Here is a 14,416-nt window from a genome sequence, read left to right on the forward strand (position 1 = left end):
AGCAATAAGGAAAAAAGTTAATGGCAATTACCAGACGTGATTTTCTCAACGGCGTCGCGGTGACTATTGCGGCGGGACTTACCCCGCTGGAGTGGGTCAGGGCGGCAGGAAAGGGAAACGCATTTATAGATGGAAATTATTATCCTCCTGCGCTGACGGGGCTGCGGGGCAATCATCCTGGATCGTTTGAAATGGCGCATGCGCTAGGTCGCGAGCATAAACATTTTGATTTAAACGCTCTGCCCGTTGAGGAAGAGTACGATCTGGTGATTGTGGGTGGCGGTATTAGCGGGTTAGCTGCCGGTTGTTTTTGGCGTCAAGTTGCCGGGCAAAATAGCCGGATCCTGATCCTCGATAACCATGACGACTTTGGTGGACACGCCAAACGCAATGAATTTACCAGCTCGGGTAAGAAATTACTCGGTTATGGTGGCAGCGAAGCATTCCAGTCCCCTGCGCATAATTTCAGCCCTGAAGTACAAAAGTTGATGGAAACCGTGGGCGTCAGCGTCACGCGGTTGAAAGAGAGTTTTGACGTAAACTTCTACCCCGACTGGCAGCTCAGTCGCGGCGTTTTCTTCGATAAGAAGAATTTTGGCGAAACAAAAATCGTCAGCGGCGATCCGGGCCGCGCGGTATCTGATGATATTCCGCCGGACAGGCTCAATGGGCGTAAAATTGAAGACTTTATCAATGATTTTCCGCTAAGTGAGAATGACAGAAAAGCGCTGATCGACCTGCACGTCCGGCCCGGTGATTACCTGCCGGGAATGACGGTCGATGAGAAAATGGAATGGCTGGATACCCACAGCTACAGTGAATTTTTGGCAACAAAAGTCGGTTTGAGCAAAATGGCGTTGCTCTATTTCCAGCAGCGTTCCAACGACTTCTTTGCTATTGGTATTGAAGGTATTTCTTGTAGTGATGCCAGGGCGTGCGCCTTACCCGGCATGGAAGGGATGGGGTTACCGCCGCTGGACGGAGAGTCGCTGGCTGACCTCGAAGAGCCGTATGTTTACCACTTCCCGGACGGTAACGCCGGGTTAGCCCGCCTGTTAGTCAGATATATGCTGCCGGATGCGCTACCGGGCAACACGATGGAAGACTCTGTCCTCGCCAGACTACATTACGAAAAGCTGGATCTGCCGGAAAACACTACGCGCCTGCGCCTGAACAGCACGGTGATTAATGCGGCCAACGTGCAGGATGGCGTGGCGGTGACCTATCTGCGTGACGGTAAAATGCACCGTGTGCGCGGTAAGAACACCATCATGGCAGGCTATAACATGATGATCCCGTATCTGGTGCCTGAGATGCCGGAACAGCAGCAGGCGGATCTTAAACTGAACGTGAAGGCACCGCTGGTGTACACCAACGTGGTGGTCAAAAACTGGCAGGCGTTCAAACAGCTTGGCGTGCATGAGTTTTATTCTCCGGCGGCACCTTATAGCAGGGTCAAGCTCGACTATCCGGTCAGTATTGGTGGGTATCAACATCCGGCCTCCCCGGACGACCCGATGGTCATTCATATGGTCTATGTGCCGACCTATCCGGGCAGTAACCTGTCGGCCAGAGAGCAGTTCCGTCTGGGACGAGCCTATTTGCTGGGGACCACCTTTGCGGCGCATGAGGAGATGATTCGCTCCCAGTTGCAGGAGATGTTTGGCTCAACAGGCTTTGATAATCAACGCGATATTTCCGCCATTACGGTTAACCGCTGGGCGCATGGCTATGCGTACTACGCCAACTCGCTGTTCGATGATATGGATAAGATGCCAGAAATTATCGAGCGGGCGCGTCAGCCAGTCGGTCGCATTGCCATCGCTAACTCCGATTCTGACTGGAGTGCTTATGCCCACACGGCAATCGATCAGGCATGGCGTGCGGTTAATGAACTCAAGGATATGGGGTGATCTATGCGTAACGTAACCATTCTCGCCGCCTGTTTATTTACCGCTTCGGTAAGCGCTGCTGAATCTAACGGTGAATACATCGCGCGAATTTCAGACTGTGTCGCCTGTCATACCGCTGAAGGTGGTGCAGCGATGGCGGGGGGCAAAAAGTTTCCTACTCCGGTAGGGGATATTTATTCGACCAACATTACCCCGGACAAGACGCAGGGTATTGGTAACTATTCTTACGAGGATTTTGAGAAGGCCGTACGGCAGGGGATTGCCAAAGATGGTCATCCGCTCTATCCGGCGATGCCTTATCCCTCGTATGCAAAACTTTCTGACGAGGATGTTAAGGCGCTGTATAGCTATTTTATGCATGACGTCACGCCGTCAGCACAGCCCAATAAAGAGAATGCCATTCCGTGGCTACTCTCCGCCCGCTGGCCGCTGCATATCTGGAACTGGCTATTTACCGATGCGCCAGTGATGGCTGTAGAGGGCGCGAAAACGGATGATAATGCTGCCCTGGTAAAACGAGGCGCTTATCTGGTGGAAGGCCCCGGACACTGCGGTTCATGCCATACCCCGAGAGGCATGGCGATGAACGAAAAAGCGTATACTAATGCTGATGCCGAATACCTGAGCGGCGCGATGATTGACGGCTGGTATGCACCGTCGCTGCGCGGCACCGGTATGTCTGAGCAGGAGTTAAAATCGCTGTTGCTGACCGGTAAAAGCAAGCATGCCGCGGTTTCAGGTTCGATGGCTGAAGTCGTCACGCAGAGTACACAGTATCTGACCGACGAAGATGCCACGGCGATCGCCCAATATCTGTTGAGCCTGAAAAGTGCGAAGCCTGAAACGGTACGTGCTGCGGCGACTACAGCATCCTGGTCGAATTCACCTGAGGCGGGCAAAGTGACCTATAACCGCTACTGTTCAACTTGTCACGGTCTGGAAGGGAAAGGTACGGATGATAATGCGCCTTCTTTAGTGAACAATCCACTGGTGATGGTTGATGACCCGACACCGCTGTTCAGAGTGATTGCCCACGGCGCAGAAACACCGACAACGCGTGGCAGCGTCTCCTTTAAGATGCCTGCCTACGGTGGCTTGTTAAGCGACAACGAAATGCGCGACGTGATCAACTACGTGCGTAAGAGCTGGGGTGAAGGGAATAGCGAAGTAAGCCAGGAAGACCTGGCTGGCGTTAAAAAAGCGTCACATTAAATCGTATGCCGGGTAAGGTGCTTGCACCGCCATCCGGCAGTGCTTACACGGTGTTTACTCTGATAATATCCGCGAGTCGGGTAAACGCCGCCGTCATTTCATGCTCTTCAATGCTGGCAAACCCCAGCAACAGGCCGCTGCGTTTCTCTTCATTCACGTAGTAGCGTGACAGTGGGCGCACCAGCAACCCTTGCGCATTCGCCTGTTGGGCAATGACCGCGTCATCACTCCCGGCGGGTAACTGTAAGATCATATGCAGCCCGGCGTTGCTGCTGAAAGAACCAAGAAAATGTTCACCAAGTTGGCGGCTGATAAGCTCTACCAGCATCTGGCGACGACGACTGTATAGCTGACGCATTTTCCGAATGTGTGCCGCGTAATAACCCTCGCGAATAAACTCCGCCAGTGCGGCCTGAATCAACAGATGTCCACCACGATAAAGGTCGTTATGAACCTTTTTCAGCGGAGCGGCTAGCGATTTAGGTAGCACGACATACCCGAGTCGCAGTGCGGGATAGAGGGTCTTACTGAATGTCCCGATGTAAATGACCGGTGTCTCTTCTTCCAGCCCCTGCAAAGAGGGAATCGGCTGACCGGAAAAGCGGAACTCACTGTCGTAATCATCTTCCACTATCCAACTTCGCGTTTCACGTGCGCGAAAGAGAAGTTGCCGGCGGCGGCTCAGACTCATTACCGAACCGAGTGGGTATTGATGTGACGGTGTCACAAAAATAAGTTTTGGCGGTGTTTCACCTGCATCCGGCGGGACCATGCCTTGTTCATCAACCGGAATAGCAGAAAAATTAACGGCATTGATGCGAAGAATATTTTTGATTCCCCAGTAACCCGGCTCCTCAATCCAGGCGTGATCGCCGGGGTTGCATAAAGTCCGGGTCACCAGATCCAAGGCCTGGTGAATACCTTCAGTAATCAGAATTTGCTCCGGTGAGCACCGTACGCCGCGAGCGGTGCGCAGATAGTCTGCCAGAGCTTCTTTCAACTCATTCATGCCGCCTGCTGCATCGTAAGTGAGAAACTCCGGGCGCAGTCGTCTTGCCAGCCTGTCCTGAATTTTCTTGAGCACCCGGTGCGGGAAATGCTCTACATCAGGTACGCCTGGAATAAATGCCCCCCACTGACGGGGACTGGCGCTGGCATTACCTAACAGCTCAAGGCAGCGGGCGGATAAACGGGTGTGATCTTCCTGAGCGGCAGTAACAGGCTCTTTGTCAGGACGCAGGTCGAGATTGTCCAGCACGCTGTCGGTCACAAATGTGCCGCTGCTGGTACGCGCGGAAATATACCCTTCAGCTTGCAACTGTTCGTACACCCGCAGGACGGTATTGCGCGATAGCGTCAGCTCTCCTGCCAGGTCACGCGACGGAGGCATTCGGGTAGCCGGTTTCAGGCTACCTTCGAGGATGCAACTACAAATGGCGGCATACAGGCGGCGATGTAGTTTTTCGTCAGTCTGCTGATTAAATGCATGCTTGATCACATCTCCGGCAAGTGAACGCATTTGGATCCTTAAAATAAAACGATTTGGCTCTCGATTAAAGTACCAGACGGCGTCTAAATTTAAAGGGTAATTCAACCGAAATGTATTAATGGACAAGGTGTAGAGAATGAACAATAAAAACCTGCAACAACGTCGTCTGGATGCCACCCCGCGTGGCGTGGGTGTGATGTGTGATTTTTATGCCCAGTCGGCAGAAAACAGCACAATTACCGATATCGAAGGCAATCAGTACATCGATTTTGCCGCCGGGATCGCCGTGCTGAACACCGGACACCGCCATCCTCGCCTGGTGCAGGCAGTCGAAGCGCAACTTCAGGCTTTTACCCATACGGCTTATCAGATTGTCCCGTACGAAAGCTATGTGTCTTTGGCTGAGAAAATCAACGCCGTTGCGCCAATCGACGGCAAGCGTAAAACCACATTCTTCACTACCGGGGCTGAAGCGGTAGAAAACGCGGTGAAAATTGCGCGCGCGCATACCGGCCGTCCTGGCGTTATCGCATTTGGCGGTGGTTTTCATGGGCGAACTTACATGACGATGGCGTTAACCGGCAAGGTGGCACCCTATAAAAAAGGGTTCGGCCCGTTCCCAGGCTCTGTTTACCATGCGCCGTATCCTTCTGAATTGCAGGGCATTTCCACGGCGGATTCCCTAAAAGCGATTGAGCGCCTGTTTAAAGCCGATATCGATCCAACCCAGGTTGCGGCGATTATCTTCGAACCCGTCCAGGGAGAAGGGGGCTTCGTGGTGGCACCGCCAGAGTTTGTGGCTGCCATCCGCCGTATTTGCGACGAGCATGGCATCGTGATGATAGCTGATGAAGTACAAAGCGGGTTTGCCCGTACGGGTCAGCTGTTTGCGATGGATCATTACGCCGATAAAGCGGACCTGATGACCATGGCGAAAAGCCTTGCGGGCGGCATGCCGCTGTCAGGCGTCGTGGGCAAAGCCGAAATTATGGATGCGCCTGCGCCGGGTGGTCTGGGGGGAACCTACGCTGGAAACCCGCTGTCGATCGCAGCGGCCCATGCGGTGCTGGATATCATTCGTGATGAGCAGCTATGCCAGCGTGCGGCGGCTCTCGGTGAACAGCTACGCGCTGCTCTGACAGACGCACAAGCAGGGTGTCCTGAACTGGCCGAAGTTCGTGGCTTAGGCTCTATGATCGCCGCTGAATTCTGTGATGCAGCGACAGGAGAACCCAACGCCGCAGCCGCGCAACGCGTGCAGAAGAAAGCCCTTGAGCAAGGATTACTGCTGTTGACCTGCGGTCAGTATGGCAACGTTATTCGTTTCCTTTACCCGCTGACAATTCCGCAGGATCAGTTCGCCAAAGCGCTCGATATTATCAAAGCAGCAACCAAGTAATTCGTTAATTGTCATTTACTCAAAGCCGACGGTCGTCATCACCGTCGGCTTTTTTGTTGTCGTGGATTTATCAACAATACGTCGTTATATATTTACATATATATCGATTGGGTCTATCCTATTCATCATACAAATATAATAACTGTACTCTTCAAGAGAAGGCGCTTGCGTTAGCGGCCTCCAGTCTTTCTATCTAACGAATTGAATTAACGAATGTTAAATAACAAATTTACCCCAGTGGCCTCTGGGTTGTTAACCTTTGCCTGTTTTTCCACTGCCGTCACGGCTCATGCTGAAGATACCGTCATCGTTTCGGCGCCAGCCACGTCACAATCCTCGTTATCGGAACATGAACCTCCGGCGAGCGAAAAAAAAGCAACGTTAGGTAGCCTCGGCGAGCGAGAGTTGATAGACGTTCCCTGGTCGGTGCAGACGTTGTCGAAAAAAGTGCTGGATCAGCAACAAATCAAAGATGTGAAAGACGCCTATCGCTACCTACCGTCCGTTCAGGGTGACGGCGTCCGCCCACAAACCCGCGGCATGCAGGGGAGCGTGGTACAAAACCATATGATTGATGGCCTGAACGCCGTCTCCACGACGGAATATTCGACCGAACAGTTCCAGAACATTGAGGTGTTGAGCGGCATCGCTGGATCGCTGTATGGCCCTGCTAATCCAGCAGGGATGTTTAATTTGGTGTCTAAACGACCTGTCGATACACCGTTGCATCGCGTCACAGTAGGGCAAGGTACAGGGTCGGGAACGTTGGCATCGATGGATTTCAGCGGCCCAATCGATGCGGGAGACCGGGTGAAATATCGCCTCAACTTGCTGAACGATGAGGGCCATAGCTACACCACCGATAGCCATGTCCGTCGACAGTACGCTGGCATGGGGCTGGACTTTCAACTGACAGATCAAACGGTGCTGGAGAGTAATTTCAGCTATTACCATTATTACGAAAAAGGCATGCCGGGTAGCTTTGCCCTGGCGAAAGGCGTTCACTTTCCCGCGGCATTTGATCCTACGGACAGTAAATATGGTCAATCTTATGCGGGTCATGATGACGAAACGACTACCGTCGATATGCATATTAAGCATGATTTTGACGGCAACTGGATGCTGGACCTGGGGGCGCTGCACCAGGTTGCAGACCGCGAGTCGACTGCCGTGACCAACACCCTGACGGATAACCGGGGCGATTACACCACCACAACCTCTAATTCGGCGGCCAGTCGCTTTACCATCAACAGTTATTTAGCGAACCTGACCGGTAGCGTTGATACCGGCTGGCTGACGCAGGATATTGCTACCGGAATGCGTGGATTTGTGTGGAAAAACTATAATCCAAGAAACGGCGGCACTTTCACTCTGGGGCATTCTTCTCTCGATCAACATCCCGACTATCCACGACCACCGTATCCAGATTTTAACGATCGCTATCATTCAGCGACCACCACTCAGCATGCATTTTTGCTCAGCGATACGCTGCATTTTTCCCCGCAGTGGAGTTTGCTGCTTTCCGGCAGTGAGAACCTCTTTACCGTCAGTAACTACAACAAAGCTGGACATGAAAGCAGCCGTCAGCAGGACAATGGCATGAGCGGTTCTACCAGCCTTATGTATAAACCGGTGGAGAACGTCACGCTGTATACCACCTGGGCGGACAGTTTGCAGCAGGGCGATACCGCGCCCGCCGGAGCGCGCAATGCCGGGCAGGTGTTAGATCCCTACCGTAGCCATCAACTGGAGGTGGGCGCAAAATATGCGCCAGTAAAAGATCTGCTGCTTACCGCTGCGCTTTTTGAAGCCAAACGCCCCTTTGCCTATACCAACGACAATGGCGATTTTGCTCAGGATGGTACGCAGAAAAACCGTGGGCTGGAACTGATGGCTGATGGGCATATCACCCGTAATTTGCGCGTGTTAGGCGGGGGAGCCTGGCTTGATCCAACGCTTCATAATACCGCGGCCAGCAATGCGGATGGTAAGCAAGTTGTTGGTTTGCCGCGCTTCGCCTCGAATATCCTCGCAATCTATACCATCGAACGGGTTCCGGGACTGGATATCGACACGAACGTGCATTACGTCGGACGTCGGGCTACCGATAATGCCAACGACAGCTGGGTCGGGAGTTACACCACGGTGGACATCGGTACGCGTTATGCCACCAGACTGTGGAACACACCAACCACTTTCCGGTTTGATATCACCAATCTCACCGACCGTCACTATTGGACCAATATTGTTCCGGGCGCATTGACTGGTTACACGGGCGCAGGGGCTGCCAGCGCTCAACTTGGCGCACCGCGCCAGGCTCAGTTTTCTGTTCAGGTTGATTTTTAGAGGTTGCTTATGAAAACGTGCCACACATGGCTGCTTTGTGTGTGGCTGGCGTTTCCTGCCCTGGCAACACGCCAGGTTGTGGATGATGCTGGTCACACAGTTACCGTTCCCACGCATGTTGAACGTATTGCGGATGGCTGGTTTGCACATCATTCGGTGCTGATGACGCTGGGCGCAGGTCGTAACATTGTTGCGACGGTCAACCATGAGGAAAACCAGCCATGGATGTTTAAAATCAATCCTTCTCTGAGGCAAGCCTTACAGATACGGGGAACATCATTTAATAGTGAGGATTTGCTGGCCCGGCACGTCGACGTGGTGTTTGTGGCAAAAGGAAAAGGGGATGCTCAAAGCTACAGTCAGGCGGGTATTCCGGTCCTTGAAATGGCATTTACTGACTATGCTTCGATGGAAAAATCGGTCACTACGACCGCAGAGGTTCTGGGTACCGAGCAGGCTCGCGTCCGGGCAACGGCTTACAATCAGTATCTCAACCGTGTGCTCGCGGATGTGCAGGCTAAAACTGCGGAGCTGACGGAAAATCAGCGCCCTCGGGTACTTCATATTCAATCGCTAAATCCGCTTAAAGTCGACGGCAGGAACACGTTGATCGATACCTGGATTACGCTGGCGGGTGGACGGAATGCGGCAGGTGAAGTTGACGGCAACATGAAAGAGGTGTCGCCCGAGAGGGTGCTTTACTGGCAACCACAGGTCATTATTCTCGGTGCGGGGTGCGGTGATATCGCCAGTTCGCCATATGCGGCATTGTTCAAAGAACTTAACGCAGTGAAACAGGGTAACGTCTGGCGCAATCCGGCGGGCGTGTTCCCCTGGGACCGTTACGGCACTGAAAGCGCGTTGCAGCTGCAGTGGGCCGCATCAAAACTGCATCCTGCGCTGTTTAGCGGCCTGGATATGGTCAGCGTAACGCGAGATTTTTATCGCCAGTTCTTCGATTATTCGCTCACTCAGGAGCAGGCGATGCGAGTTTTAAACGCGTTACCCCCACAGGAGTAGCGCTCACGTATAAATACAGGCGTGATAAGGATTGCACGCCATTTTTTCCCCTCTGAAATGTGGGGTTTGGTGCGCTCATGATGAAAATGGTTTGCCAGGCCTCTCGTTATATAATTTAATGCATATCGTTTTTACTCCTCTATTCAGATGGTATCCCATGTTAACTTTCCGCTCTTTTGTGCTGGTTTGCGCCAGCATGTTGTTTGCGTTTTCTGCTCAGGCCGACCGCACGATCACCGATCAGCTTGGTCGACAGGTCACGATTCCTGACCACGTGGACAAAGTGGTCGTGCTGCAACACCAGACGTTGAATATTCTGGTTCAGCTCAATGCCCAGCAGGACATTGTTGGTGTGATGTCGAGCTGGAAAAAGCAGCTCGGGCCTGAATTTGCGCGCTTTATGCCGACGATTACTACATTGCCGACGCCAGGCGATCTCACCAGCGTGAACATCGAAAGCCTGTTGGCGATTCATCCGCAGGTGGTTTTTGTCGCCAACTATGCGCCCGCGGAGATGATCCAGCAGATTCAGAACGCCGGTATTCCGGTCGTGGCTATCTCGTTACGTAAGGATGCCACCGGGCAACAGAATAAAATGAACCCGACCATGGCCGATGAAGAGCAGGTCTACAACGAAGGGTTGAAGCAGGGTATTCGCCTGATCGCTGACGTGGTTGGGCGCAAACCGCAGGCCGAAACGTTAATTGACTACGTTTTTGCCGCGCGGGCAAAATTCAATGCGCCGGTTGCAACAATCCCGGATGCGCAAAAAGTCCGTATTTATATGGCTAACCCCGACCTGATGACCTACGGCTCCGGGAAGTACACGGGACTGATGATGCAGCACGCGGGGGGATTAAACGTGGCGGCTGCCAGTGTGAAAGGTGCCCATCAGGTTGCGCTGGAGCAGGTATTAGCGTGGAACCCGCAGGTGATTTTTGTCCAGGATCGCTATCCGCAGGTGGTAACTCAGATCCAAAACGATCCAAACTGGCAGGGGATTGATGCGGTGAAAAATCATCGCGTCTGGTTGATGCCTGAATATGCCAAAGCCTGGGGCTATCCGATGCCGGAAGCGTTGGCGATCGGTGAACTTTGGATGGCCAAAAAACTGTATCCGGATGCCTATAAAAACGTGGACGTTGATGCGCAGGCCCAGGACTACTATCAACGTTTTTATCGTGTGAACTGGCAGCCTGATGCAGCTAAGTAACCGTCTTTTGCCCCAGCAACCGCTCTTAATCGTTGTGGTCCTGTTGCTGGGCGTCAGTTCGCTATGCCTCGGACAGTATCCGCTGTCGTTAAGCGAAGTGTTTTATCACCTGACGCACTATAGCGACGCTGAGGGAATAGGCAGCCAGGTTATCTGGACAGTCAGGCTACCGCGTATTCTGATGGCACTGCTGGCGGGGGGCGCGCTTGGGTTATGCGGCGCGACGCTGCAAGGGGTATTTCATAACCCTCTGGTCGACCCGCATATTATTGGCGTGACGTCGGGGGCGGCCTTTGGTGGAACACTGGCCATCCTGCTCGGTCTTTCGCCCTGGCTGATGATGGGATCAACGTTTTTCTTTGGTCTGACAGCGTTGATCCTGGTGTATGCCATTGCTGCGTTACAGGGGCTGGAGAATACGCTGGTATTGATCCTGTCGGGTATCATTTTGAGCGGATTTTTTGCCGCGCTGGTGAGCCTGATCCAGTATCAGGCTGATACCGAAGAGACGTTACCTAATATTGTGTTCTGGTTGCTTGGCAGCTTTGCGACGGCCAACTGGCATAAAGTGCTGCTGTTGGCGGTTCCGGTCGGTATCGCCGCGACGGTTTTGTACCAGCTACGCTGGCGGATAAACCTGTTGTCGCTTAATGACAAAGATGCCAGAGCACTGGGTGTGGCGGTGGTTCCTCTGCGACGCAGCGTTTTGGTATGTTGCGCATTTTTAGTCGCTGCTCAGGTGGCGGTCAGCGGCAGTATTGCCTGGGTTGGATTAGTGATTCCTCATCTGGCGCGTTTGCTGGTGGGGGTTGATCATCGTCGTTTACTACCGTGCGCCTTCTGGTTGGGGGGCGGTTTTATGATTGTGGTGGATGATATTGCCCGTACCCTGATGCACGCGGAGATACCGTTGGGGATCATTACCGCATTGTTCGGTGCGCCGTTGTTTGCTTTCTTACTCATTCGTACCAGCCGTCGGGAGAAATCATGATACCTGCCGCACTGCGTGTACATCAGCTTACTTATGGGTATCGCGCGCCGTTATTTGAGCCGCTAACGTTCTGTTGCCAGAAAGGTGAGATCTGGGCCGTGCTGGGACGCAACGGCCTGGGTAAAAGCACACTGCTCGATACGTTAACCGGCACGCTGCCTTCTATAGGCGGGAGTATTGAAAATAACGGTGGGATAGGGATTGTGGCACAGCATAGCCATCTGCCGTTTCCGTACACGGTCAGCGACGTGGTGTTGATGGGGCGAGCACAGCACGTGAAGCTTTTTGCGCAACCCAGTCCGCAGGATCAAAAAAGAGCAATGCAGGCGTTAGAGCAGTTGAATATCACGCATCTCGCCTCCAGCTCATTTGGCTCACTTTCTGGCGGGCAGCAACAGTTGGTGATGATTGCCCGGGCTCTGGTGACGGAGTGTCAAACGCTGTTACTGGATGAACCGTGTTCCGCGCTGGATCTCGCCAATCAGCAGGTGGTGCTGCAGCTCATCAGCGATCTGGCCCATCAACAGGGGTGCAGTATTCTCTTTTCGACTCACGATCCGCTTCATGCGTTACAGGTTGCTTCCCATACTTTGCTGCTACTCCCTGAAGGAAAATGGCGGGCAGGGCCCACGAACAGCATTGTGACGGAGGAGAATTTATTCCTGGCCTATGGCTTAACGCTGAGAAAACTCAGCGTGGAGAACTACCAGACGCCGTTTATCGCACCGTTGTTTTCTATTCGTCGTTAAGCGTTAAGAATCCTGCGGCGCTAAGAAATTCCTGCCCGCCGCGGGAGAGTATGAAATCAACCAGCGCCATGACTTCATTGGATGCATCAATTACCGCCAGTTGGTATTCGCAGCGAATATTGTGCTCATCGGGAATAGCCACGTAATGTACGTCAGGCATCGCGCGCAGCGCGTGTGCGTAATGCGCGTAACCGATAAACAGATCGGCCAGTCCCTGGCGCACGATCCAGGCGCTCGCCAGTACTCCTTGCGGGATTTTTACCGTATCACGACCACCCACCAGCGGGATTGCGCGCGTCCGAAGCTGCTGCCCGAGCCCTGGTTCCAGTACATCCATATTGTCGAAAAATGCCCAGGTATAGTCTCCGGAAGGGTCGCAGCCGGGCGTTGATGTACCTGGTCGCAGCGTTGGGTCGCGGAGTAAATCCAGCCAGACACCGGTTCGGTTGCTGACCAGGCTCAGTTTGTTCCAGCAAAAAGTGTGCGTAGAGACGGCTATATTACGTGCTAACAGGTTTTGCGGATGGTCCCTGTTGGCCGAGGCAAAGAGCGCACACGGTTCTCCCGCTTCAATACGCTCACGCAATAAACCGGCCGGACCATATTCAACCTTGACGTCTATTCCACTCATGTGCGTGAACTGGTTTATCAGCGGGGTAAATGCCGGGCGTAAACTGCCCGCGGCGAACAGGAGGATGGAAGAGGGCATAGTATCCTGGCTCTGACGAAAGACATTATACGAAGAAGATGAATGATACGCGTTGAGCATGGAATTTAGAATGATTTAGCGCAGTGCTATTGAATCATCAAGGGAAATGACAAAACTGACGGATACAAACTGAAGATAAAAAGATAGTTTTGAAGTGAAATAGCACCAAATCAAAGAGATATGATTTGGTGCGTCCGAGTGGACTCGAACCACCGACCCCCACCATGTCAAGGTGGTGCTCTAACCAACTGAGCTACGGACGCAAGATGGTGCGTTCAATTGGACTCGAACCAACGACCCCCACCATGTCAAGGTGGTGCTCTAACCAACTGAGCTATGAACGCAACGTTGTAGGTGACAACGGGGACGAATATTAGCGGCACAGACCGAATGAGGCAAGAGGGAAATAGCATTTTTCTTCCCGATCTCACGCGATTGCAGAGTAATTAAGCAAGTTGATTATATTTTGTTGATTTTGCAGCGTGTTTTTTATTCAGACAGCGAACTGGATCATACCAGGGTCGGTTTGAATTACAGAGGCGCTCAGACTTTAAGCACTGTAAGGATGGTGGTTTCTATTTTCTCTGGGGTAGTGAAGGGTGCAAATCGCTTAAGCGGCTTGCCGTCACGCCCGATCAGGAACTTAGTAAAATTCCACTTGATCCGCCCACCCAGCACGCCGGGTAATTCGTCTTTCAGGTAACGAAATACCGGGTGCGTAGCAGCACCGTTGACTTCCACTTTCTCAAACATCGGGAAGCTCACACCGTAGTTGATGTGACAGGTTTGCGCGATTTCGTCGGCTCCACCGGGCTCCTGGTTACCGAACTGGTTGCAGGGAAAACCAAGCACCACCAGACCCTGCGCGGCGTACTTCTTGTAGAGCGCTTCGAGGCCTGCATATTGTGGAGTGAAACCACAATGGCTGGCGGTATTAACCACCAGAACCAGTTTGCCTGCGTAGTCGGCCATACAGATGGGCTGGCCATGCAAACTGGTGGCAGTCAGTTGATGAAAGGGGGCCATGCCAGAATCCTCAAATAAGATAGCATTACTCATGTTGCCCGCGAGTGACAGGCTTCGCTGCGTATCTATTTATTATGATCGCAACTGCGGTGATGCTGCCAACTTACTGATTTAGTGTATGATGGTGTTTTTGAGGTGCTCCAGTGGCTTCTGTTTCTATCAGCTGTCCCTCCTGTTCAGCTACTGACGGGGTGGTGCGTAACGGCAAAAGCACTGCCGGACATCAGCGCTATCTCTGCTCTCACTGCCGTAAAACATGGCAACTGCAGTTCACTTACACCGCTTCTCAACCCGGTACGCACCAGAAAATCATTGATATGGCCATGAATGGCGTTGGATGCCGGGCAAC

At 52.8% G+C, this 14,416-nt stretch carries 12 protein-coding genes and 2 tRNA genes; 9 read left to right on the plus strand and 5 right to left on the minus strand.

The genetic code is table 11. From position 1 onward, the window contains the following. Positions 1-20 precede the first annotated feature (20 nt). Together OGX92_RS19250 and OGX92_RS19255 are read left to right on the plus strand one after the other, a co-directional pair. Positions 21-1,913, plus strand: coding sequence for an NAD(P)-binding protein (locus tag OGX92_RS19250; protein ID WP_063941525.1), 1,893 nt, complete (start codon positions 21-23; stop codon positions 1,911-1,913). Between the two features lie 3 nt (positions 1,914-1,916). Then, entirely contained in the window at positions 1,917-3,125 is a 1,209-nt protein-coding gene (locus OGX92_RS19255) for a c-type cytochrome (protein ID WP_197385025.1), read from the plus strand. Between the two features lie 43 nt (positions 3,126-3,168). Here OGX92_RS19255 and pdxR read toward each other — a convergent pair whose 3' ends face one another. After that, complete coding sequence (gene pdxR / locus OGX92_RS19260) at positions 3,169-4,644, minus strand: MocR-like pyridoxine biosynthesis transcription factor PdxR (protein ID WP_003832710.1); 1,476 nt, start codon at positions 4,642-4,644, stop codon at positions 3,169-3,171. Positions 4,645-4,750: 106 nt separating this feature from the next. On the opposite strand from pdxR, the gene puuE reads away from it, so the two are divergent. From puuE to OGX92_RS19290, 6 genes are all read left to right on the plus strand, one after another. Beyond that, a complete protein-coding gene (puuE, locus tag OGX92_RS19265) occupies positions 4,751-6,013 on the plus strand; it encodes a 4-aminobutyrate transaminase (protein WP_003832711.1) in 1,263 nt (420 codons plus the stop codon). A gap of 213 nt (positions 6,014-6,226) precedes the next feature. Then, positions 6,227-8,359 (plus strand): TonB-dependent receptor, encoded by a 2,133-nt coding sequence (locus OGX92_RS19270; RefSeq protein ID WP_197385022.1) that lies wholly within the window; start codon positions 6,227-6,229, stop codon positions 8,357-8,359. A gap of 9 nt (positions 8,360-8,368) precedes the next feature. Beyond that, on the plus strand, positions 8,369-9,379 hold the full coding sequence (locus tag OGX92_RS19275) for an ABC transporter substrate-binding protein (RefSeq protein ID WP_003832713.1): 1,011 nt from the start codon (positions 8,369-8,371) through the stop codon (positions 9,377-9,379). Between the two features lie 157 nt (positions 9,380-9,536). Next, complete coding sequence (locus OGX92_RS19280) at positions 9,537-10,592, plus strand: ABC transporter substrate-binding protein (RefSeq protein ID WP_148362033.1); 1,056 nt, start codon at positions 9,537-9,539, stop codon at positions 10,590-10,592. Next, complete coding sequence (locus OGX92_RS19285) at positions 10,579-11,583, plus strand: FecCD family ABC transporter permease (protein ID WP_200920465.1); 1,005 nt, start codon at positions 10,579-10,581, stop codon at positions 11,581-11,583. Before OGX92_RS19280 ends, OGX92_RS19285 begins: the two co-directional genes overlap by 14 nt. Beyond that, positions 11,580-12,332, plus strand: coding sequence for an ABC transporter ATP-binding protein (locus OGX92_RS19290; RefSeq protein ID WP_267440492.1), 753 nt, complete (start codon positions 11,580-11,582; stop codon positions 12,330-12,332). Before OGX92_RS19285 ends, OGX92_RS19290 begins: the two co-directional genes overlap by 4 nt. Here the strand turns inward: OGX92_RS19290 and OGX92_RS19295 are convergent. The 4 genes from OGX92_RS19295 to OGX92_RS19310 form a co-directional block, all read right to left on the minus strand. Then, positions 12,319-13,041, minus strand: coding sequence for a substrate-binding domain-containing protein (locus tag OGX92_RS19295; protein ID WP_267440493.1), 723 nt, complete (start codon positions 13,039-13,041; stop codon positions 12,319-12,321). The two genes, OGX92_RS19290 and OGX92_RS19295, sit on opposite strands and share 14 nt — an antisense overlap. Before the next feature lie 186 nt (positions 13,042-13,227). Then, positions 13,228-13,304: transfer RNA gene (locus OGX92_RS19300), tRNA-Val, on the minus strand. A gap of 4 nt (positions 13,305-13,308) precedes the next feature. Further along, positions 13,309-13,385 (minus strand) — tRNA-Val (locus OGX92_RS19305). A gap of 199 nt (positions 13,386-13,584) precedes the next feature. Beyond that, positions 13,585-14,067 carry a glutathione peroxidase gene (locus OGX92_RS19310; RefSeq protein WP_003832718.1) on the minus strand — a complete coding sequence of 161 codons (483 nt, stop codon included), beginning with the start codon at positions 14,065-14,067 and terminating at the stop codon, positions 13,585-13,587. Between the two features lie 143 nt (positions 14,068-14,210). On the opposite strand from OGX92_RS19310, the gene OGX92_RS19315 reads away from it, so the two are divergent. Beyond that, positions 14,211-14,416, plus strand: a 206-nt coding sequence (locus OGX92_RS19315; protein ID WP_000179203.1) for an IS1 family transposase, incomplete at its 3' end; no start/stop codon positions are given.

The sequence above is a fragment of the Citrobacter sp. Cpo089 genome, assembly GCF_030332695.1.
Lineage (GTDB): Bacteria > Pseudomonadota > Gammaproteobacteria > Enterobacterales > Enterobacteriaceae > Citrobacter > Citrobacter portucalensis.